The sequence below is a fragment of the Citrobacter sp. Ce119 genome (assembly GCF_030334525.1).
GTDB classification, from domain to species: domain Bacteria; phylum Pseudomonadota; class Gammaproteobacteria; order Enterobacterales; family Enterobacteriaceae; genus Citrobacter; species Citrobacter europaeus.
In genome coordinates, this window is the sequence record NZ_JAOWDR010000017.1 from 36534 (window position 1) to 57349 (window position 20816).

Annotated in this window: 18 protein-coding genes and 1 pseudogene; 12 read left to right on the forward strand and 7 right to left on the reverse strand. The window is 52.5% G+C overall.

Going from position 1 to position 20816, the window contains the following annotated elements; translation table 11 throughout:
• The first annotated feature begins 187 nt into the window (after nt 1-187).
• The 3 genes from OGV80_RS01830 to OGV80_RS01840 are packed head-to-tail and all read left to right on the forward strand — an operon-like array spanning nt 188 to nt 3656.
• Complete coding sequence (locus tag OGV80_RS01830) at nt 188-826, forward strand: YjbF family lipoprotein (RefSeq protein ID WP_047407247.1); 639 nt, start codon at nt 188-190, stop codon at nt 824-826.
• Complete coding sequence (locus OGV80_RS01835; RefSeq protein WP_087051796.1) at nt 823-1560, forward strand: capsule biosynthesis GfcC family protein; 738 nt, start codon at nt 823-825, stop codon at nt 1558-1560. The genes OGV80_RS01830 and OGV80_RS01835 overlap by 4 nt, the downstream gene beginning before the upstream one ends.
• Nucleotides 1560-3656 (forward strand): YjbH domain-containing protein, encoded by a 2097-nt coding sequence (locus tag OGV80_RS01840; RefSeq protein WP_220772036.1) that lies wholly within the window; start codon nt 1560-1562, stop codon nt 3654-3656. The genes OGV80_RS01835 and OGV80_RS01840 overlap by 1 nt, the downstream gene beginning before the upstream one ends.
• A 17-nt stretch (nt 3657-3673) precedes the next feature.
• On the opposite strand, the gene OGV80_RS01845 is transcribed toward OGV80_RS01840, so the two are convergent.
• Entirely contained in the window at nt 3674-4126 is a 453-nt protein-coding gene (locus OGV80_RS01845; RefSeq protein ID WP_087052814.1) for an acyltransferase, read from the reverse strand.
• 138 nt (nt 4127-4264) lie between these two features.
• On the opposite strand from OGV80_RS01845, the gene psiE reads away from it, so the two are divergent.
• The gene (gene psiE / locus OGV80_RS01850; protein ID WP_003031674.1) at nt 4265-4675 is read left to right on the forward strand and encodes a phosphate-starvation-inducible protein PsiE; all 411 of its coding nucleotides are present in this window, start codon (nt 4265-4267) and stop codon (nt 4673-4675) included.
• A 75-nt stretch (nt 4676-4750) separates the two neighbouring features.
• Here the strand turns inward: psiE and nhaC are convergent, their stop codons facing one another.
• The 4 genes from nhaC to malF form a co-directional block, all read right to left on the reverse strand.
• A complete protein-coding gene (nhaC, locus tag OGV80_RS01855; protein ID WP_043018068.1) occupies nt 4751-6202 on the reverse strand; it encodes a Na+/H+ antiporter NhaC in 1452 nt (483 codons plus the stop codon).
• Nucleotides 6195-7373, reverse strand: coding sequence for a MalY/PatB family protein (locus OGV80_RS01860; protein ID WP_286513443.1), 1179 nt, complete (start codon nt 7371-7373; stop codon nt 6195-6197). The genes nhaC and OGV80_RS01860 overlap by 8 nt, the downstream gene beginning before the upstream one ends.
• A gap of 302 nt (nt 7374-7675) precedes the next feature.
• Nucleotides 7676-8566: a maltose ABC transporter permease MalG gene (gene malG, locus OGV80_RS01865; protein ID WP_043018069.1), complete on the reverse strand. Its 891-nt coding sequence runs from the start codon at nt 8564-8566 to the stop codon at nt 7676-7678.
• A 14-nt stretch (nt 8567-8580) separates the two neighbouring features.
• On the reverse strand, nt 8581-10125 hold the full coding sequence (gene malF / locus OGV80_RS01870) for a maltose ABC transporter permease MalF (protein ID WP_087052813.1): 1545 nt from the start codon (nt 10123-10125) through the stop codon (nt 8581-8583).
• Nucleotides 10126-10165: 40 nt separating this feature from the next.
• On the opposite strand from malF, the pseudogene OGV80_RS24465 reads away from it, so the two are divergent.
• Nucleotides 10166-10240 (forward strand): annotated as a pseudogene (locus OGV80_RS24465) (hypothetical protein); the annotation flags it as partial.
• Between the two features lie 15 nt (nt 10241-10255).
• On the opposite strand, the gene malE reads toward OGV80_RS24465, so the two are convergent.
• On the reverse strand, nt 10256-11446 hold the full coding sequence (malE, locus tag OGV80_RS01875) for a maltose/maltodextrin ABC transporter substrate-binding protein MalE (protein ID WP_047407230.1): 1191 nt from the start codon (nt 11444-11446) through the stop codon (nt 10256-10258).
• A 360-nt stretch (nt 11447-11806) separates the two neighbouring features.
• On the opposite strand from malE, the gene malK reads away from it, so the two are divergent.
• The 5 genes from malK to ubiA all read left to right on the forward strand — a co-directional run bounded on the left by malK (nt 11807) and on the right by ubiA (nt 16989).
• Nucleotides 11807-12916 (forward strand): maltose/maltodextrin ABC transporter ATP-binding protein MalK, encoded by a 1110-nt coding sequence (gene malK, locus OGV80_RS01880; RefSeq protein WP_048215134.1) that lies wholly within the window; start codon nt 11807-11809, stop codon nt 12914-12916.
• A 92-nt stretch (nt 12917-13008) separates the two neighbouring features.
• Nucleotides 13009-14364, forward strand: coding sequence for a maltoporin (locus tag OGV80_RS01885; protein WP_087051799.1), 1356 nt, complete (start codon nt 13009-13011; stop codon nt 14362-14364).
• A 113-nt stretch (nt 14365-14477) separates the two neighbouring features.
• On the forward strand, nt 14478-15425 hold the full coding sequence (gene malM / locus OGV80_RS01890; protein ID WP_047407224.1) for a maltose operon protein MalM: 948 nt from the start codon (nt 14478-14480) through the stop codon (nt 15423-15425).
• Nucleotides 15426-15605: 180 nt separating this feature from the next.
• Nucleotides 15606-16103 carry a chorismate lyase gene (gene ubiC / locus OGV80_RS01895; protein WP_043018075.1) on the forward strand — a complete coding sequence of 166 codons (498 nt, stop codon included), beginning with the start codon at nt 15606-15608 and terminating at the stop codon, nt 16101-16103.
• Between the two features lie 13 nt (nt 16104-16116).
• Nucleotides 16117-16989, forward strand: a complete 873-nt coding sequence (gene ubiA, locus OGV80_RS01900) for a 4-hydroxybenzoate octaprenyltransferase (RefSeq protein WP_043018076.1) — start codon at nt 16117-16119, stop codon at nt 16987-16989.
• Nucleotides 16990-17049: 60 nt separating this feature from the next.
• Here the strand turns inward: ubiA and plsB are convergent, their stop codons facing one another.
• Nucleotides 17050-19470, reverse strand: coding sequence for a glycerol-3-phosphate 1-O-acyltransferase PlsB (gene plsB, locus OGV80_RS01905; protein ID WP_003826592.1), 2421 nt, complete (start codon nt 19468-19470; stop codon nt 17050-17052).
• A 171-nt stretch (nt 19471-19641) separates the two neighbouring features.
• Here plsB and OGV80_RS01910 point away from each other — a divergent pair, with 171 nt between their 5' ends.
• Complete coding sequence (locus OGV80_RS01910; RefSeq protein ID WP_003826594.1) at nt 19642-20010, forward strand: diacylglycerol kinase; 369 nt, start codon at nt 19642-19644, stop codon at nt 20008-20010.
• 109 nt (nt 20011-20119) lie between these two features.
• On the forward strand, nt 20120-20728 hold the full coding sequence (gene lexA, locus OGV80_RS01915) for a transcriptional repressor LexA (protein WP_003826596.1): 609 nt from the start codon (nt 20120-20122) through the stop codon (nt 20726-20728).
• Nucleotides 20729-20816: the final 88 nt, after the last annotated feature.

Below are 20816 nucleotides of genomic sequence, written 5' to 3' on the forward strand. Positions count from 1 at the left end.
TACCGGTACGTAGCCCCTAAATAATTCGCGTTGCAGGAAGGCGGCAAGTGAGTGAGTCCCCGGGAGCATAGATAGCTATGTGACCGGGGTGAGTGAACGTAGCTAACGCATCTGCAACGTGAAGTATGACGGGGATTAATTCTAACCACACTTCGGTGTGGTTATTTTGCCGCTGCGGAGAAACGTCGTGAAGCGACCAGCGATCATAATGGTTTGCCTGTTACTGCAGGCGTGCTCAGCCACCACCGAAGGGTTGGGTCATTCGCTATGGGAGAGCGTGTTTGGTACTCCCGGCGTACAGATGACGGACGATGAAATCCAAAACATGCCCTACGCCAGCCAGTACATGCAACTCAACGGCGGTCCCCAGTTGTTTGTGGTACTCGCGTTCGCAGAAAACGGACAGCAAAAATGGGTGACTCAGGATCGGGCCATTCTCGTCACGCAGCATGGGCGCATTGTGAAAACGCAGCTCGGTGGTGACAACCTGATCGAGATGAATAATCTGGCGGCAGACCCGCTCATCAAACCAAATCAAATAATCGATGGCGCAACGTGGACCCGTACGATGGGCTGGACTGAACATCAGCAGGTACGCTATGCCACCGCACGCTCAGTTTTCAAATGGGATGGCGCAGACACCATCAAAGTCGGCAGCGATAACACGCCGGTACGGCTCCTCGATGAAGAGATAACTACCGAACAAACACGCTGGCATAACCGCTACTGGATCGACAGCGAAGGGCAGATTCGCCAGTCGGAACAGTATCTTGGCGCACGTTACTTCCCGGTGAAAACCACGCTGATTAAGGCGGCAAAATCATGATCAAACGAGCCGTACTGGCGCTGCTGTTAAGTCTGAGCACAGCGTCCGTTTTTGCTGCGGGCAGCGTTAAGGTCTTTACCTCCGCCAGCGCAGAGCCAAAAACGCTGACCGGGGCTGAACATCTGCTCGACCTGGTTGGACAGCCGCAGTTGAGCAATAGCTGGTGGCCAGGCGCAGTTATCAGTGAAGAGCGGGCAACGACTGAGGCGGAACGTCAGCAGCAGGCATTACTGGCTCGCCTGGCGACGCTGAGCGCTGAAGAAAGCGGTGACGATGCCGCATCTATCAAGGCATTACGCCAGCAAATTCAGGCGCTGAAGGTGACCGGCAGACAGAAGATTAATCTCGATCCGGATGTTGTGCGCGTCAGCGAGCAAGGTAACCCGCCGCTGCAGGGCAATTACACGCTGTGGGCCGGAGCGCAGCCAACCGATATCACGCTGTTTGGCCTGCTAAGCCACCCAGGTAAACAACCGTTTATGCCCGGGCGTGATGTCGCCAGCTACCTCGATGGGCAAAGTCGGCTCGGCGGCGCGGATCGTAGCTACGCGTGGGTCATCTATCCCAATGGACGCACGCAGAAAGTACCGGTCGCTTACTGGAACAAACGTCACGTTGAGCCGATGCCCGGCAGCATCATTTTTGTCGGACTCTCTGATGCTGTCTGGAGCAGCACCCCGGATGAAATCAATGCCGATATTCTTCGCACCCTGACCCAGCGGATACCCGAATAATGAGAAAAACTTACCTGCTCAGCTTACTGGCGCTGGGCGTAAGCGTTGCTTGCCATGGTGAAACCTGGCCCGCGCCCATTGGACCTTCGCAGTCCGATTTTGGCGGCGTGGGGCTGCTGCAAACCCCAACTGCACGCATGGCGCGCGAGGGCGAAATGAGCCTCAACTACCGCGACAACGATCAGTACCGCTACTACTCTGCGTCGGTACAACTGTTCCCGTGGCTGGAAACCACGCTGCGCTACACCGATGTGCGTACTAAAAAATACAGCAGCGTCGAGTCGTTTTCAGGCGATCAGACATACAAAGATAAGGCTTTTGATCTCAAATTACGGCTGTGGGAAGAGAGCTACTGGATGCCGCAGGTAGCGGCTGGCGCGCGCGATATTGGCGGGACGGGCCTGTTCGATGCGGAGTATATAGTGGCGAATAAAGCCTGGGGGCCGTTTGATTTCTCGCTTGGCCTGGGCTGGGGATATCTCGGGACCAGCGGCAACGTCAGCAATCCGTTTTGCTCATACAGCGATAAATTCTGCTATCGCGATAACAGCTACAAGCAGGCCGGCTCTATTGACGGCAGCCAGATGTTTCATGGTCCGGCATCATTATTTGGCGGTGTGGAATATCAGACTCCCTGGCAACCACTGCGCCTGAAGCTGGAGTATGAGGGGAATAATTACCAACAGGATTTTGCGGGCAAGCTGGATCAGAAGAGCAAGTTTAACGTCGGCGCTATTTATCGCGTCACCGATTGGGCCGACGTTAACCTGAGCTATGAGCGCGGGAACACCTTTATGTTTGGGGTCACGCTGCGGACTAACTTTAACGATCTGCGGCCAAACTATAACGACAACGCCCGGCCGAAATATCAGCCGCAGCCGCAGGATGCCATCCTGCAACATTCGGTGGTAGCGAATCAGCTAACGCTGCTGAAATATAACGCCGGGCTGGCCGATCCTAAAATTCAGGTGCAGGGCGATACGCTGTATGTGACCGGTGAACAGGTGAAATACCGTGATTCGCGTGAAGGGATCGAACGTGCCAACCGGATCGTGATGAACTCCCTTCCCGACGGGATCCGCGCGATCCGTATTACGGAAAATCGCCTTAACTTGCCGCAGGTGACGACTGAAACGGAGGTTTCCAGCCTCAAGCGCCATCTGGAAGGCGAGCCGTTGGGTCATGAAACCCAACTGGCGCAAAAACGCGTTGAGCCCGTGGTGCCGAAAACGACCGAGCAGGGTTGGTATATCGATAAGTCACGCTTTAATCTCCACATCGATCCGGTGCTTAACCAGTCGGTGGGCGGCCCGGAAAACTTCTATATGTATCAGTTGGGCGTAATGGGAACAGCGGATTGGTGGGTGACCGATCATCTGCTGACCACCGGGAGTTTGTTCGCTAACCTCGCCAATAACTATGACAAATTTAACTACACCAACCCGCCGCAGGATTCGCATTTACCACGAGTGCGTACCCATGTGCGCGAGTATGTGCAAAACGATGTCTACGTGAATAACCTGCAGGCCAACTACTTCCAGTCACTCGGAAACGGGTTCTACGGACAGGTTTACGGTGGCTATCTGGAAACCATGTATGGCGGAGCGGGGGCGGAAGTGCTGTATCGCCCGCTGGACAGCAGTTGGGCGTTTGGTGTTGATGCCAACTACGTGAAACAGCGTGACTGGCGTAGCGCGCAGGACATGATGAAATTCACCGACTACAGCGTGAAGACCGGGCATTTGACGGCTTACTGGAATCCGTCATTCGCTCAGGATGTACTGGTGAAAGCCAGCGTGGGTCAGTATCTGGCGGGGGATAAGGGCGGAACGCTGGAAGTGGCGAAACGCTTTGATAGCGGTGTTGTGGTAGGTGGCTATGCAACCATCACCGATGCCTCGCCGGATGAGTACGGAGAGGGTGATTTTACCAAAGGGGTGTACGTTTCCGTACCGCTGGATCTGTTCTCGTCTGGCCCGACCCGCAGCCGTGCGGCGATTGGCTGGACGCCGTTAACGCGTGATGGCGGCCAGCAGCTTGGACGTAAGTTTGGTCTGTACGACATGACCAGCGATCGCAGCGTGAATTTCCGTTAATCGAGCTATCCGGCAAGTTATATGCGACGCAATAATTTTGCCGGGTTTCCCGCATATACGCCTTTCTCGGTGATCGATTTGGTCACCACGCTTCCCGCGCCGATGACCGCGCCATCGCAGATAGTGACCGCCAGAATGGTCGCTCCACTGCCGATCGAAACATCGTCTCCAATGATAATTCTCCCCCAACTGTTGCGGTCAGCGTTGGGTTTTCCTTCGCGAAACATATCGTTGGCGAACATCACGCCATGACCGATAAAACAGCGGGCGCCCAGGGTGACATATTCGCAGATGAAGGTGTGCGACTGAATTTTGCTGTCTGCGCCAATCTGCGTATTGCCCTGGATTTCTACAAATGGTCCGACAAAGACGTTGTCACCCAATGTGCAGTCGTAGAGATTGGCGGGCTCATAAATCACCACGTTCTCACCGCAGGTAACGTTGCGGACAGCGGATTGTCTTATCTGCATACTTCATCCTGTGAAATGTGTCGTGACATTCATCATTCCCCGTTGACCTGTCTTGCACAAAACATAAACAAAAAATGTAGATCTCTGTCACATTTTTGCGTTATACAGAAACCTCGTCACTGAACAGGAGGGGCCGTTATGACGTCGCTATCTCGTCCGCGCGTGGAGTTTATCTCCACCATCTTACAGACTGTGTTGAATCTGGGGCTGCTGAGTCTGGGCCTGATCCTGGTTGTATTCCTCGGGAAAGAAACGCTGCATCTGGCAGATGTGCTGTTCGCGCCGGAACAAACCAGCAAGTATGAGCTGGTGGAAGGGCTGGTGGTTTACTTCCTCTACTTTGAATTTATCGCCTTGATTGTGAAATACTTTCAGTCAGGGTTTCACTTTCCGCTGCGCTATTTTGTCTATATCGGGATCACCGCGATTGTGCGGTTGATCATTGTCGATCATAAAGCGCCGATGGATGTGCTGATCTATTCTGCGGCGATCCTGCTGCTGGTGATCACCCTGTGGTTGTGCAATTCCAAACGGCTGAAGCGAGAGTAACAGACAACACGCCGCAATCGGGCTGCGGCGTGTAGACGTGGTTAATGACTGGCGAATATCTTAATCAGGCCGATTCTATTTGCTTTCATTTACGGTTTCCATCATGAGCTGTTGCTGCTTTTCTTTGGACAAGCGAGCGATGCCAAAGCCAGTGAAACCCCATAGCGTCGCAAAGAAAATGCCACTCCAGCAGAGAATAGCCCACGGAAGATAGCTTAATGTAGCAACACCAAGCGTACCTGCCATGTAGGCACCCGCGGCAGTCCAGGGCAGAATCGGTTCAAATATGGTGGCAGAGTCTTCTACAGTCCTCGCCAGATTTTTTGGATGTAGCCCGCGCTCAATATAAGCACTTCGTAACATTTCAATCGGGATCAGGATTGAGATCTGACCATTACAGGTCACGCTAATCATTGTTAAGCCACAGGCAATAGTCGCAAGAATCATGGTTCCTGTGGAATGAACTAATTTGAGCAGATTATGGACGATGACTTCTAAAGCGCCGCTCAAGGCCAATGTTCCCGCGAATGAAAGGGCGCAGAAACAAATAAGCAACGTACTCATCATCGAGTTCATGCCACCGCGGTTGAGCAAATTACCTAATAGCGGATTAACATCTTTATCGGTAAGCATTGAAACGTTAAATCCGTCTACTGCACTTTTTACAATGTCGTGTAGTGCGAAACCCTGAATGACGCTGGCGTTGATCATGGCTACCAGTGCCGAAACAAGCATAATTGGAATAGTTGGTTTCTTGGTAATCGAACCGTACAGGACAATGGCAATGGGGAGCAATAACAACAAATTAAAATGATAAATCCCCTTTAATCCCTCTGTAATTAGCTGAACTTTGTCGGGCACGGTTGAGCCGCCGAGATCGCCATTCATTCCATAGAGGGTCATAACAACGGCTGACAGAATCAATGAAGGAAGGGTTGTGTAAAGTAAATGAGCGATGTGTTCATAGAGATCTATCTGGGCCGCCATCGCGGCCAGGTTAGTGTCGCCTGAAAGAGGTGACAGTTTGTCCCCGAAATAAGCCCCCGCCACAATAGCGCCAGCAGTTGCTGCCAGATTAGCCTCCATTCCGATGGCCACACCCATAAATGCTACACCGACGGTGCCTGCCGATCCCCAGGATGTCCCTGTGCATACAGAGACGACGGCAGTAACGAGCAGGGCGGTCACATAGATCATTGAAGGATTTATCAGATTAAGGCCGTAATAAATCATCAGCGGAATAGTACCGCCTATCATCCATGTCCCAATCAGGAGGCCCACGCTGATCAAAATTAGCAGAGCAGGCATTGTTTTGGCGATTTTCTGCGATATTGATTCAAGGATTGCATTGTAGCCGTACCCCAACCGCTTAACTAACAGCGCAGCAATGACGGTTGAAAGAACCATTAATGGCTCAGGTGGCAGATCGAAAGCTGCATAGCCAACTCCCAGCAATAGAACCATCGCTAGTATTGGTAACAATGATTCCACCAGAGTTGGTGTTCTTGGAGTATTGTTATTATTCATGGAGGGAAACTCCTGTAGTGAAGGGTATGCTCTGATAAATCCGTTCAAATGCTTGTGTAAGAGTGGTTCTCGGCGTGGCGATGTTCACGCGGAAAAAACCAAGTCCTTCATCGCCAAAATCTGATCCCCAACTCATCTCAACACCAGCGAGGGAGACAAACCAATGGCGTAGTTGCTCTTCGCTGATGTTCATCGCTCGGTAGTCGATCCACAACATGTAAGTTCCACCACCAGAGGCGACAACCCAGTCTGGAAAATGAGCCTGGCAGAATGATTGAACCCAGCGCCTGTTTTCGGCCAAATAATCTTTTAATGCTGCTAACCAAGAATCGCCATGGCGGTAAGCACAGAGAAATGCAGGAACAGAGAAATAACCAGGATTATGGATACCTGCTGCAATAAGAGCTGATTTAAACTTTTCACGATACTTATCATTAGCAATAACAATATTGGCGATTTCAAGTCCGGCCATATTGAATGTTTTTGCTGGAGATGTACAAATAAACGAGTTTTGTGCAACGTATGAACTTATCGAAGAGATTGTTTGATGTTGTTTTTTGGTGAAATTGAAGTCTGCATGAACATCATCGGAAATAATAAAAACATTATATTTCTCTGCTAATGAAGCTATTTTTCTCAGATTGTCTTCTGACCAGATTGTTCCTGTTGGATTATGCGGCGATATTAGAATAAAACAACAAGCCGTTTTAAACTTATCTTCGAGATCCGCAAAGTCTATTTCATAGCGGTGGTCACGATAAAATAACGCACTTTCCAGCAATACTCTATGGTTGACTTCAACTGCATGGCTAATAGGATGATAGGCTGGGGCCAGGCTGACAATAGCATCTCCCGGCTGGGTAAAGTTCTGGATAAATAATGAGACGGCTTGTACCACTCGTGGGCAAAAAACAATGTGTTCAGGGTTGACCTTCCACGAGTAATGGCGTTGGTACCACTGTGCTGTTACTTGCTGCCAGTCATCACTTAATAATGTATAACCGTAGATACCTTTCTGATTTGCGACTGACAATTCAGAAACTATAAAATCAGCTACGGGGATATCCATATCAGCTACAGACAGAGGGATGATGTCACGCCCCTTGTTATTATATTTAGCGCTATAGGTTCCGTCGCGTGAAATAACTTTATCAAAATTATAAACTTTCATATTTGTTACTCGCCCGATTTTATCGTTAGGGTAATGTAATATTTCGAGAGTGGAAGTGTTATTCTGTATTTTGTTTTCGTCATTATGAAAATTTGCATATGTGATGCTTATCACAAAGATGTTAACTGTCTGTCAATAAAAATAATCCAGTGAGTGTAAACGTTTTACATCGCTTAAGCGTATGGAATTTACATAAAAAAAGGGCGCTCCGTAGAGCGCCGAATAACAGTCACAGGTTGGGATAACATAAATTGAGGGTTGCAGTGGCATTGCCCGTTGCCGGGCGGTTACTTCGGTAAAACTTAACCTTTCACACCACCCGCCGTCAGGCCGTTGACCAGCCAGCGCTGCGCCAGCAGGAATACCAGAGTGATCGGAATGGCTGAAAGTACAGCTGCGGCGGCAAAGTCGCCCCACAAGTAGTTCTGTGGATTGAGGTACTGCTGCATACCTACCGCGAGGGTGTAGCTGTTCACATCACGCAGCAGCAGTGACGCGACCGGTACTTCGGTAATGGCGGCAATGAACGACAGAATAAACACGACCGCCAGAATCGGAACGGAAAGCGGTAACAGCACCAGGCGGAAAGCCTGCCACGGCGTAGCGCCATCCAGCGCGGCCGCTTCTTCCAGCGAACCGTCGATGGTTTCGAAATAGCCCTTAATCGTCCACACATGCAGCGCAATACCGCCGAGATAAGCGAAGATCACGCCGCCGTGAGTGTTCAGGCCGATAAACGGAATGTACTGGCCCAGGCGGTCAAACAAAGCATACAACGCGACCAGAGACAGTACCGCCGGGAACATCTGGAAAATCAGCATCCCTTTCAGCAGGGTTGCTTTGCCCGGGAATCGCATACGGGCAAAGGCGTAAGCACAGGTGGTGGAAAGCGTCACGATACCGATCGCGGTAATGGTGGCCACTTTCACCGAGTTCCACAGCCATAACAGTACCGGGAACGGCGGCGGGGTCACGCGGCCATCTGCGTGCTCAACGCTAAAGCCCAGCGCCAGTTTCCAGTGCTCCCAGGAGATGTTTTCCGGGATCAGGCTGCCGGTGGCAAAGTTACCTTCGCGCAGCGAGATAGCGATAACCATCAGCAGCGGGAACATGATCGCCGCGATAAAAATCAGCAGCCCTAAGTGCGTTGCGAATAAACGTAACTTTTGTGATTTCGGTTGGACCATAGCCATTGTCGTTATCTCCCTTAATCAAACTTCATACGTGTGGCTTTCAGGTTCACAATCGCCAGCGCGCCAACCAGCAGGAAGATCAGTGTGGCAATCGCCGCCGCCAGACCGAAGTCCTGACCACCGCCGCCTTCAAAGGCAATACGATAGGTGTAGCTCACGAGCAGGTCGGTATAACCGGCTGGCGTGGTGGTACCGAGCCTGTCCGGACCACCGTTGGTCAACAGTTGAATCAGCACGAAGTTGTTAAAGTTAAAGGCGAAGCTGGCGATCATCAGCGGCGTCAGGGGCTTGATCAGCAGCGGCAACGTAATCTTAAAGAAGTTCTGGAACGGACCTGCGCCATCCATCGCCGAGGCTTCGTACAGATCGTCAGGAATTGCTTTCAGCAGGCCCATGCACAGGATCATCATGTATGGATAGCCCAGCCAGGTGTTGACGATAATAATCATCGAACGCGCGGTGGTTGGGTCGCTGAACCAGGCCGGCTTGATGCCAAACAGCGCGCTCAGCATCATGTTAATTTCACCAAAGCTCTGGTTGAACAGCCCTTTGAAAATCAGAATCGAGATAAACGATGGCACGGCATACGGCAGAATCAGCAGGACGCGGTAAATCGCTTTGCCCTTCAGGGATTCCCACTGCACCAGACAGGCGAGCACCATGCCGACGGCCACGGTCAAAATAACGGTCAGTACCGAGAAGACCACCGTCCAGACGAAGATAGCGAAGAACGGTTTCTGGATGCCCTCGTCGGTAAAGACGCGGGTAAAATTATCCCAGCCAATAGTAACGGTGTAGCCCGGGCTAAGCTTGTCATCGCCCCAGTTACCGTCTGCATTCACCGACTGATAGAAACCAATGTCGTTGTTCGGACGATATTTTACACCGCTCTGGCTGTTGGTGAGCGTACCGTCATCAGCGAGCGCATAGAGTGGCTGCGTGCCGGAGAACTGGCGCAGTGAACTCATAATCACTTTGCTTTCATCCGGCAGGATGGCGGTCAATTGGGTTAATGCCTGGCGATTTTGCGTAATGATACGCAGCGTTGCATGCTCGCCCGCTGGCAGCGCTTCGGCTTCTTTCAACTGCAGTTTCTGTTCGCCGCCAAATTTAAAGGCGTCGGAGAGATAATTCTTGCCGGTTTCACCGTCGGTGAGGGCCAGTTGCCACTCATCACCCGCCGGATACAGGCCAAAATTGTAGGTTTTACCCGCCTGATAAGAACGATCCATCAGAACTTCCTGAGCGCGTTCAAAGGTCAGTTGGTTGGTGCTGCTGTAGTTGGTAAAGGCAATGGCGATCGTACAAATCAGCGGAAACAGGACAAACAGCCCCATACCGGCAACGCCTGGATAAACATAGCGCCAGGCATAGGCTTTACGGTTAGCAAAAATATACAGGCCAGCAGAGCTTAAAATCAGCGTCATGATGGCAAACAGGTACTCCCCCTGAGCGTACATCAAAACAACAAGGTAACCGACCAGCAGCCCAAGCAGACCCATCACTGACCATTTCAGCGTGTCGCTTTGCCACCAGTGTTTCTTTTTAATGACATCCATGGGGATCTTCCTCTACAACATTGAACATCTGTCGGCAAAAGTGCCTGATGGCGCTGCGCTTATCAGGCCTACGGTGAGTTGTAGGCCGGATAAGGCATTTATGCCGCCATCCGGCACGTGTGCTACAGCACTACTTGGTGATACGACCTTGTGCATCTTTCAGTGCGGCATCGACGGTCTGACGACCGCTGGCTGCGTTAATCACTGCGGTACGTACGGCATACCAGAATGCGGACATCTGTGGGATGTTCGGCATGATTTCGCCTTTCTGGGCGTTATCCATGGTGGCGGCGATGCGTGGGTCTTTTGCTAACTGATCCTGGAAGGATTTCAGCGCAACGGCGCCCAGTGGTTTGTCCTTATTCACTTCATCCAGACCCTGATCGGTCAGCAGGTAGTTTTCGAGGAACTCTTTCGCCAGCTCTTTGTTCGGGCTGGCGGCGTTGATACCCGCGCTCAGCACGCCAACAAACGGTTTAGACGGCTTGCCTTTGAAGGTTGGCAACAGCGCGACGCCGTAGTTGATTTTGCTCTTGTCGATGTTAGACCATGCCCACGGGCCGTTGATGGTCATCGCGGTATCGCCTTTGTTAAAGGCCGCTTCAGCGATGGAGTAATCGGTATCCGCGTTCATGTGTTTGTTCTTGATCAGGTCAACCAGGAAGGTCAGGCCCGCTTTCGCGCCAGCGTTATCCACGCCCACGTCTTTCACGTCGTACTTGCCGTTTTCAAACTTGAACGCGTAACCGCCGTCGGCGGCAATCAGCGGCCAGGTGAAGTACGGTTCTTGCAGGTTGAACATCAGCGCGGATTTACCTTTCGCCTTCAGTTCTTTATCCAGTGCAGGAATTTCTTCCCAGGTTTTCGGTGGATTTGGCACGAGGTCTTTGTTGTAAATCAGCGACAGCGCTTCAACCGCGATCGGGTAGGCAATCAGTTTGCCGTTATAGCGTACGGCATCCCAGGTGAACGGATAGAGCTTGTCCTGGAATGCTTTGTCAGGCGTTATTTCAGCCAGCAGGCCAGACTGAGCGTAGCCGCCAAAACGGTCATGCGCCCAGAAGATGATGTCCGGGCCGTCGCCGGTCGCGGCAACCTGCGGGAATTTCTCTTCCAGTTTGTCCGGGTGCTCAATGGTGACTTTGATCCCGGTGTCTTTCTCGAATTTTTTGCCCACTTCAGCGAGGCCGTTATAGCCTTTGTCGCCGTTAATCCAGATAACCAGCTTACCTTCTTCAATCTTGGCGAGAGCCGAGGCGGAAAACATCATCGTCGTTAATGCAGACAATGCGAGGATGCGTGCGCCAGTTTTGATTTTCATAGTTCCCATCCTGTTTGGTGATTTTGCAGAGGTGGCTTAACGGTTACTAGTTTCTTTATACGACAACCTCTTTCCATCCTCCTTACCCCTACGCCCCACCCGCTCTTTATGTGATCTGTGTTACATAAATGTGAGTATTGCGTACTGGCGCACATAAAAACCCACCGATTTTTGCAGGCTGCATCACGAAATTCCTCCGCTGCGTACGGCCCGGGTCTCAGACGCTGCTCTCTCATCCTCCCGCCTCCTCCCCCATAAAAAAGCCGGGGGGTGGAGGATTCACGCAGTCAAGGGATCACGCATAGTCAGCCCATCATGAATGTTGCTGTCGATGACAGGTTGTAACGAAGGGAGAAGGGCATGGCGAGCGTACAGCTGCGAAATGTAACGAAAGCCTGGGGTGACGTGGTGGTATCGAAAGATATCAATCTCGACATTCACGAAGGGGAATTCGTGGTGTTTGTCGGACCTTCAGGCTGCGGTAAGTCGACCTTGCTGCGTATGATTGCCGGACTTGAAACCATCACCAGTGGCGATCTGTTTATCGGGGAGACCCGGATGAACGACATTCCACCCGCCGAACGCGGTGTGGGCATGGTCTTTCAGTCCTATGCGTTGTATCCCCATTTATCTGTCGCGGAAAACATGTCGTTCGGCCTCAAACTGGCCGGAGCGAAAAAAGAGGTGATGAATCAGCGCGTGAACCAGGTCGCGGAAGTTCTGCAACTGGCGCACCTGCTGGAACGTAAACCGAAAGCACTTTCCGGCGGACAACGTCAGCGTGTGGCGATTGGCCGTACGCTGGTCGCCGAACCGCGCGTATTCCTGCTGGATGAACCCCTGTCGAACCTGGACGCCGCACTGCGCGTGCAGATGCGTATTGAAATTTCCCGCCTGCATAAACGTCTGGGCCGCACGATGATTTACGTCACCCACGATCAGGTCGAAGCGATGACGCTGGCCGACAAAATTGTGGTGCTGGATGCCGGTCGCGTAGCGCAGGTCGGTAAGCCCCTGGAGCTGTATCACTACCCGGCGGACCGCTTTGTAGCGGGCTTCATTGGTTCGCCGAAGATGAACTTCCTGCCGGTGAAAGTCACGGCAACGGCCATCGATCAAGTGCAGGTTGAGCTGCCCAACCGCCAGCAAATCTGGCTACCGGTAGACAGCCATGCGGTGCAGGTTGGCGCCAACATGTCTTTAGGTATCCGCCCGGAACATCTGCTGCCCAGCGATATCGCCGATGTCACCCTCGAAGGTGAAGTGCAGGTGGTCGAGCAGTTGGGTCACGAAACACAAATTCATATCCAGATCCCCGCCATCCGTCAAAACCTGGTTTACCGCCAGAACGACGTGGTGTTGGTAGAAGAGGGTGCCACATTCGCTATCGGCCTGCCGCCAGAGCGTTGCCATCTGTTCCGTGAGGATGGCACTGCATGTCGTCGGTTGCACCAGGAGCCGGGCGTTTAAGGTCCCCATAAAAAAAACGAAACGCAAAACCATTCGCAGTTGCAGAAGGTGGCAGCGTTTAAAGAAAAGCAATGATCTCAGGAGATAGAACGATGATTACTCTGCGCAAACTCCCTCTGGCGGTTGCTGTGGCAGCAGGCATTATGTCTGTTCAGGCAATGGCCGTGGACTTCCATGGTTATGCTCGTTCCGGTATTGGCTGGACGGGTAGCGGCGGTGAACAACAATGTTTCCAGGCAACAGGTGCACAAAGTAAATACCGTCTTGGTAACGAATGTGAAACCTATGCGGAAATCAAATTAGGTCAGGAAGTGTGGAAAGAGGGCGATAAGAGCTTCTACTTCGACACCAACGTTGCCTACTCCGTTGCACAGCAGAATGACTGGGAAGCGACCGATCCTGCTTTCCGCGAAGCCAACGTGCAGGGTAAAAACCTGATTGAATGGCTGCCGGGTTCCACCATCTGGGCCGGTAAACGTTTCTATCAGCGTCATGACGTCCACATGATCGACTTCTACTACTGGGATATTTCAGGTCCTGGTGCTGGTATTGAAAACATCGATCTGGGCTTCGGTAAACTGTCTCTGGCGGCCACCCGTTCTCAGGAAGCTGGGGGGTCTTATACCTTCAGTAGCCAGAATATCTACGACACCTCTAAAGATACCGCGAACGACGTATTTGACGTACGTTTAGCGCAGATGGCTACTAACCCTGACGGTATGCTGGAACTGGGTGTGGACTATGGCCGCGCGAATAAAACCGACGGTTACAGCTACGCGGATGACGCAACGAAAGATGGTTGGATGTTCACCGCAGAACACACCCAAAGTATGCTGAAAGGCTATAACAAATTTGTTGTTCAGTACGCGACTGACGCCATGACAACGCAAGGTAAGGGCGGCTCGCAGGGGACTTACGGCTCTACCTTCGATACTCAGGTATCTCCAGATGCACCTGTCATCCATCATGTTGACAACAACATCAATAACAATGGTAGCCTGGTACGCGTACTTGACCATGGTGCAATCTCTCTGGGCGACAAGTGGGACCTGATGTACGTCGGTATGTATCAGAACATCGACCTGGATAACGACCTGGGTACCGAATGGTACACCGTGGGTATCCGTCCGATGTACAAATGGACGCCGATCATGAGCACCTTGCTGGAAGTCGGTTACGACAACGTTAAATCACAGCAGACCAGCGATCGCAACAGCCAGTACAAAATCACCCTGGCACAACAATGGCAGGCTGGCGACAGCATCTGGTCTCGCCCGGCAATCCGCGTCTTCGCAACCTATGCCAAATGGGATGAAGAGTGGGGTTACGTGAAAAATGGCGACAAAGTTTCTAAATATGCCGCCGCAACTAACTCTGGTATCAGCACAACCAGCCGTGGCGACAGCGATGAGTGGTCCTTCGGTGCCCAGATGGAAATCTGGTGGTAATCCAGCACTAACCTGACGTAAAGACCGAAAGAGGGGCGCAAGCCCCTCTTGATTACGGTTTAGCGCGCTATTGCCTGGCCACCGCTGAACCCATGCTATCTGAGGTGATAACAATGAAAATGAAGAAAAGTCTCGTTGCCCTTTGTTTATCTGCAGGGTTATTTGCCAGCGCGCCTGGCATCAGCCTGGCCGATGTTAATATTGTTCCGCAGAACACCACCGCGGCCCCAACAATCCCCACTGCCGCGCTGCAACAGTTGACCTGGACGCCGGTTGATCAATCCAAAACCCAATCGACACAGCTTGCGACAGCGGGCCAGCGTCTTGATATCGCGGGTATTACCGGCCCGGTCGCGGCCTATAGCGTGCCGGCGAACATTGGCGAACTGACCCTGACGCTGTCCAGTGAGGTCAACAAACAAACCAGCGTATTTGCGCCAAACGTCTTAATTCTTGACCAAAACATGACGCCATCTGCGTTCTTCCCCAGCAGCTATTTCACCTACCAGGAGCCCGGCGTGATGAGTGCCGATCGCCTGGAAGGGGTCATGCGCCTGACGCCTGCGCTGGGCCAGCAAAAACTGTATGTTCTGGTCTTTACCACGGATAAAGATCTGCAACAGACCACGACTCTGCTTGACCCGGCAAAAGCCTATGCCAAGGGGGTAGGTAACGCGATTCCGGATATCCCTGACCCGATCGCTCGTCATACCACCGACGGCCTGCTGAAACTGAAAGTCAAAACCAGCTCCTCCTCCAGCGTTCTGGTCGGGCCGCTGTTTGGCTCGTCCGGCCCTGGTCCTGTTACGGTTGGTAATACCGCCGCACCAGCGGTGGCTTATGCAGCTCCGGCAGCAGCAGTTGCCGCACCTGCGCCGCAGCCGGTGAAGAAAAGTGAGCCGATGCTGAACGACACGGAAAGCTATTTTAATCAGGGCATTAAGGATGCAGTTGCGAAAGGCGATGTCGATAAAGCGCTGAAGCTGCTTGATGAAGCTGAACGTCTGGGATCCAAATCTGCCCGATCCACCTTTATCAGCAGTGTAAAAGGCAAGGGGTAAACATCTCCCCACATTGTTGATTTTGCAACAACTGGTGCGTCTCCTGGCGCACCTTTTTTTATCCTTCGGTGCTAATTGTTACACTTATGTTGCCCTACCGATCACTTAATTGTGTTTGCTCACCCCGTAATGCCTTTTCTGCGATACAATGCCTTCAGGTTATAAATCGGAGAGTAAGGCATGCCACACCCTGCGTTAACGCAACTGCGTGCGCTGCGTTATTTTGATGCGATCCCGGCGCTGGACGCCCAACTGCTCGACTGGTTGTTACTGGAAGATTCCATGACTACACGTTTTGAGCAGCAGGGAAAACAGGTCACCGTCACGTTGATTCGCGAAGAATTCGTTGGGCAAAATGAGGTGTCTGAAGAGCTGCCGCTGCTGCCTGAAGAGCCCCGCTATTGGTTACGTGAAATCCTGTTATGCGCGGATGGTGAACCCTGGCTTGCCGGACGGACCGTAGTGCCTGAATCAACCTTGTGCGGTCCTGAACTGGCCTTACAAAACCTGGGGAAAACCCCGCTCGGACGCTACCTGTTTACGTCATCAACATTGACCCGAGATTTTATTGAGATTGGCCGCGATGCAGCGCTGTGGGGGCGTCGTTCCCGCCTGCGGCTGAGCGGTAAGCCGCTGATGCTTACCGAGCTTTTTCTGCCTGCATCGCCGTTGTACTGAGAGGAAGATAAAGATGGAGTGGAGTCTGACGCAGAATAAGCTGTTGGCGTTTCACCGCTTGATGCGTACGGATAAGCCAATCGGCGCCTTACTACTGCTCTGGCCTACGCTGTGGGCATTGTGGGTGGCGACCCCGGGCATGCCGCAACTGTGGATCCTGGCGGTTTTTGTTGCCGGAGTATGGTTAATGCGCGCCGCCGGATGCGTGGTGAATGATTATGCCGACAGGAAATTTGACGGACACGTTAAACGCACCGCGAATCGACCGCTGCCGAGCGGGGCCGTAACCGAGAAAGAAGCCCGAACGTTGTTCATCGTATTGGTGCTGCTGGCCTTCCTGCTGGTTTTAACACTCAACACGATGACCATATTGTTATCCGTTGCGGCGTTAGCATTGGCGTGGGTTTACCCCTTTATGAAGCGCTATACGCATCTGCCGCAGGTGGTGCTGGGGGCGGCGTTTGGCTGGTCGATCCCGATGGCGTTTGCCGCCGTGAGCGAATCCGTACCGCTGAGCTGCTGGCTGATGTTCCTCGCCAATATCCTCTGGGCAGTGGCCTATGATACGCAATATGCCATGGTTGACCGGGATGATGACCTGAAGATAGGCATTAAATCGACCGCGATTCTGTTTGGTAAGAACGACAAGCTGATTATTGGTGTTTTGCAGGTTGGCGTGCTGGTGTTGATGGCGCTGGTGGGTTGGCTAAACGGGTTAGGGCTGGGTTATTACTGGTCTCTGCTGGTGGCGGGCGCGCTGTTTGTCTATCAGCAGAAACTGATCGTCAATCGCGAACGTGATGCCTGTTTTAAAGCGTTTATGAACAATAATTACGTCGGTCTGGTGTTGTTCTTAGGACTGGCGATGAGCTACTGGCATTTTTGAGTTTGGTCTAGTCTGCAAAATAAAAAACCGGTCAGTTCATTCCGACCGGTTTTTTTATGCTTACTCGCCTTGTGTAGCGCTCTCGATGGTCAGACGCACATCTGACGTGACCAGTTCGGCCAGCATCTGATAGATCTTCATCGTCTCTTCCGGTTCGGCATCTCCGGTGTCGCTGATGAATCCCTCGTCACGCAGCGTCAGCACCAGGGAGCTGAACACGGCTTTATCGAAGAATTCCGGCGCGTTAATGCCGTGCAGCACGGAGAGGCGTTGCGCCACGGTGCGGCTCTCTTTCTCCAGCGTACCACGGTTGATCGACGGATTGGCGCTCAGCAACCAGAAGGTAATGGCGTAGCGTTGCAACGTCTCGCGAGCGCCTGCCGCCAGCAGCTGTAGCGTACGGGAGCGGGCCGGATTGATATGCAGTTCGTCATCGGTCAGGGTGATAAGTCCCTGGCGCTGCATTTCGCTGGCCAGTTCGTCAATCACTCCGGCAAGTTCATCACGCTCCCAGCGTAAGAACAGCTCCGCTTTCAGCATCGGATACAGCGCATCAATATGCTGCTGTAGCGCGGCGCGTGAAATACGACGATGCTGAGTCACGATGGCTGCCATCAATGAAGGCAGAACCAGCATATGCGCAATGTTGTTGCGGTAGTAGGTCATCAATACCGCCTGCTCGCGCGGCAAAATGATGATGTCGCCGATGGTGTCTTTCTCGACCTCAAACTTGTTCATCTGCAAGGCGTGATCGATCAATTCACTGGCGCTCTGCGCAGGAACTGTAGCATCTGCCGCGTACGGCACATTGCGTAGCAGGCTGAGATAGCAGTCAAGCTGCTCGGTCAGCTGTTCACGGGTCAGAGAGCGCTGGCGGGAAGCCAGTAACGCAGTACAGCACAGGTTCATGGCGTTGGCCGCGCCTGCGTTGTTAATGCGCACCATTAGATCGGCGGCAATGTTATTCACCGTCGGCGTCAGCCAGGCCGGGCGGATAGACTCGATAGGATCAATCGATTCACGCCACTCCGGCACGTGCTGGTTAAGGTAAGTCATCAACGGCATTGGTTCACCAAAGTTAACATAGCCCTGACCCAGATTACGCAGCTTGCTTAAGCCACGCAGCATTTGCGGCAGACTCTCTTTTTCTTTCGTCGCGCCACGCAGCTCTTTGGCGTAGGTGCCTACTTCCATTACGTGCTCATAGCCGATGTAGATCGGTACGAGGGTAATCGGACGCGTTCCGCCGCGCAGCATCGCCTGAATAGTCATCGACAGCGTGCCGGTTTTCGGGTCGAGCAAACGACCGGTACGTGAACGGCCACCTTCGACAAAATACTCAACCGAGTAGCCGCGGCTGAACAGTTCGCCCAGGTATTCGCGGAAAACGGTGGAATAGAGCTTGTTACCCTTGAAGGTACGACGAATAAAGAATGCGCCCAGACGGCGGAAAATCGGACCCGCTGGCCAGAAGTTCAGGTTGATACCGGCAGCGATGTGCGGCGGAACCAGACCCTGGTGGTACAGAACGTACGACAGCAGCATATAGTCCATATGGCTGCGGTGGCACGGGACATACACGATTTCGTGCCCATCGTGCGCCAGTTGACGGACACGCTCCGCATTGTGAACGTTAATCCCCTGATACAGCCGGTTCCAGGTAAAGCCCAGAATACGGTCGGTCAGACGGATCATCTCGTAGGAGAAGTTGGCGGCAATCTCTTCCATCAGCGCAATGGCGTTTTGCTGCGCTTTTTCGTGGGAGATTTTTTTACTGCGCGCTTCGTCTTCTACCGCGCGAGCGATAGCTTTTGAGGCCAGCAGCTTATTAAACAGGTCCTGGCGGGCAGGGAGGCGCGGGCCAACTGCGGCCAGACGCTGACGAGCAAAGTGCATGCGCGCCACGCGAGCCAGCTTCTGAGCAATGATCTTATCCGTACCGTGTTCATCCGCCATGCGACGCAAGGAGACTGACGGGGAGAAGCGGACAAAACTGTCGCGTCCCAGCCAGGACACAGCAAAGAATTTCTGTACACCGTTCAGCATGCGCAGCGGCGGATTGACTTCGCCTTTTTCACGCCCTGGCGCACGGCCAAACATCACCGAAACCGGCACCATCTGCACATCCAGGTCTGGATTGCTGCGATGCAGATCGAGATAGTTATGGAACAGCTTGATGGACTCTTCTTTCGGCGTGTAATAGGTGAACACACGCGGGCCGCCGTGAATAAACACGTAGCGCGGCAGCAGAGTTCCGTCTATCTCCAGCGGTTCCAGGGGATCGGGGAGATCGTGCACCAGACATTGGGCACGCAGCGTCAGCAAGTCTGCTTTTGAATTGTACGGTAAGACGTACATAATGGGACGAGAAGTATCGAGTCCCAATTCCGGGGCAGGTTCTGCCGGAATAGACTTGCTTTTTACCAGGACGCTTAATGGTAAATTCAGTAATTTGTAGTAAATTCGTGGCCAGCCGGACATAAACGATGTAAAGCCTCTGGTTAATAATGCAAATGCGCTGCAAGGATATCAGAAAGTTTAGTTAATTTCTGTGGTATCCCGTCATACTTCGCGCTGCTTTGCCACACCCTGAAACAAACGGGGTAACGTTACAATGACATTGACGCTAATAATGTAAAAAGGTTCTTTTTGATGGCCAATAATACCACTGGATTCACCCGAATTATCAAAGCTGCAGGCTATTCCTGGAAAGGTTTTCGCGCCGCATGGATCAATGAGGCGGCATTCCGTCAGGAAAGCGTTGCCGTCCTGTTGGGCGTAGCCATCGCCTGCTGGCTGGACGTCGATGCGATTACCCGCGTGCTGTTGATTGGGTCCGTGATGCTGGTGATGATCGTTGAAATCCTCAACAGTGCGATTGAGGCGGTGGTTGACCGTATTGGCTCTGAGTATCACGAACTTTCCGGTCGGGCAAAAGATATGGGGTCGGCGGCGGTATTGCTGTCTATTTTTGTCGCTCTGATCACCTGGGGCATCCTGTTGTGGTCGCATTTGCGATAAAGATTCCACAACTGCATAAATCTCCTGTTTTTTGTGCAGTTTGCGGTTCCAAAATCACCTTTAGCTGTATATACTCACAGCATAACTGTATATACACCCAGGGGGCGGAATGAAAGCGTTAACGGCCAGGCAGCAAGAGGTGTTTGATCTCATTAGGGATCACATCAGCCAGACAGGTATGCCACCGACGCGTGCGGAGATCGCGCAGCGTTTGGGGTTCCGTTCCCCAAACGCTGCTGAAGAACATCTGAAAGCGCTGGCGCGTAAAGGGGTGCTGGAAATTGTATCCGGTGCATCGCGCGGTATTCGACTGCTGCAGGAAGAAGAAGAAGGGTTACCGCTTGTTGGGCGTGTGGCTGCAGGTGAGCCACTGCTGGCGCAGCAGCACATCGAAGGCCACTACCAGGTCGATCCTTCACTGTTCAAACCGAACGCCGATTTTCTGCTGCGCGTTAGTGGTATGTCGATGAAAGATATCGGTATTATGGACGGTGATTTACTCGCTGTGCATAAAACACAGGACGTGCGTAACGGTCAGGTCGTTGTTGCCCGTATCGATGACGAAGTCACCGTTAAGCGCCTGAAAAAACAGGGCAACAAGGTTGAACTCTTGCCAGAAAATAGCGAATTTAAACCCATCGTTGTCGACCTGCGTGAGCAAAACTTCACTATCGAAGGACTGGCGGTAGGCGTTATTCGTAACGGTGAATGGCTGTAATTTTCTGTTAATGCCCTGTAGGCCGGATAAGACGTTTATGTCGCCATCCGGCAACGTGCCCGATGGCGCTGCGCTTGTCGGGCATGGA

Excerpts from the sequence above, each read along its gene's own strand:
- OGV80_RS01835 (WP_087051796.1), top strand. The coding sequence starts at position 823 with ATGATCAAACGAGCCGTACTGGCGCTGCTGTTAAGTCTGAGCACAGCG.
- OGV80_RS01840 (WP_220772036.1), top strand. The coding sequence starts at position 1,560 with ATGAGAAAAACTTACCTGCTCAGCTTACTGGCGCTGGGCGTAAGCGTT.
- OGV80_RS01845 (WP_087052814.1), bottom strand. The coding sequence starts at position 4,126 with ATGCAGATAAGACAATCCGCTGTCCGCAACGTTACCTGCGGTGAGAAC.
- psiE (WP_003031674.1), top strand. The coding sequence starts at position 4,265 with ATGACGTCGCTATCTCGTCCGCGCGTGGAGTTTATCTCCACCATCTTA.
- nhaC (WP_043018068.1), bottom strand. The coding sequence starts at position 6,202 with ATGAATAATAACAATACTCCAAGAACACCAACTCTGGTGGAATCATTG.
- OGV80_RS01860 (WP_286513443.1), bottom strand. The coding sequence starts at position 7,373 with ATGAAAGTTTATAATTTTGATAAAGTTATTTCACGCGACGGAACCTAT.
- malG (WP_043018069.1), bottom strand. The coding sequence starts at position 8,566 with ATGGCTATGGTCCAACCGAAATCACAAAAGTTACGTTTATTCGCAACG.
- malF (WP_087052813.1), bottom strand. The coding sequence starts at position 10,125 with ATGGATGTCATTAAAAAGAAACACTGGTGGCAAAGCGACACGCTGAAA.
- malE (WP_047407230.1), bottom strand. The coding sequence starts at position 11,446 with ATGAAAATCAAAACTGGCGCACGCATCCTCGCATTGTCTGCATTAACG.
- malK (WP_048215134.1), top strand. The coding sequence starts at position 11,807 with ATGGCGAGCGTACAGCTGCGAAATGTAACGAAAGCCTGGGGTGACGTG.
- OGV80_RS01885 (WP_087051799.1), top strand. The coding sequence starts at position 13,009 with ATGATTACTCTGCGCAAACTCCCTCTGGCGGTTGCTGTGGCAGCAGGC.
- malM (WP_047407224.1), top strand. The coding sequence starts at position 14,478 with ATGAAAATGAAGAAAAGTCTCGTTGCCCTTTGTTTATCTGCAGGGTTA.
- ubiC (WP_043018075.1), top strand. The coding sequence starts at position 15,606 with ATGCCACACCCTGCGTTAACGCAACTGCGTGCGCTGCGTTATTTTGAT.
- ubiA (WP_043018076.1), top strand. The coding sequence starts at position 16,117 with ATGGAGTGGAGTCTGACGCAGAATAAGCTGTTGGCGTTTCACCGCTTG.
- plsB (WP_003826592.1), bottom strand. The coding sequence starts at position 19,470 with ATGTCCGGCTGGCCACGAATTTACTACAAATTACTGAATTTACCATTA.
- OGV80_RS01910 (WP_003826594.1), top strand. The coding sequence starts at position 19,642 with ATGGCCAATAATACCACTGGATTCACCCGAATTATCAAAGCTGCAGGC.
- lexA (WP_003826596.1), top strand. The coding sequence starts at position 20,120 with ATGAAAGCGTTAACGGCCAGGCAGCAAGAGGTGTTTGATCTCATTAGG.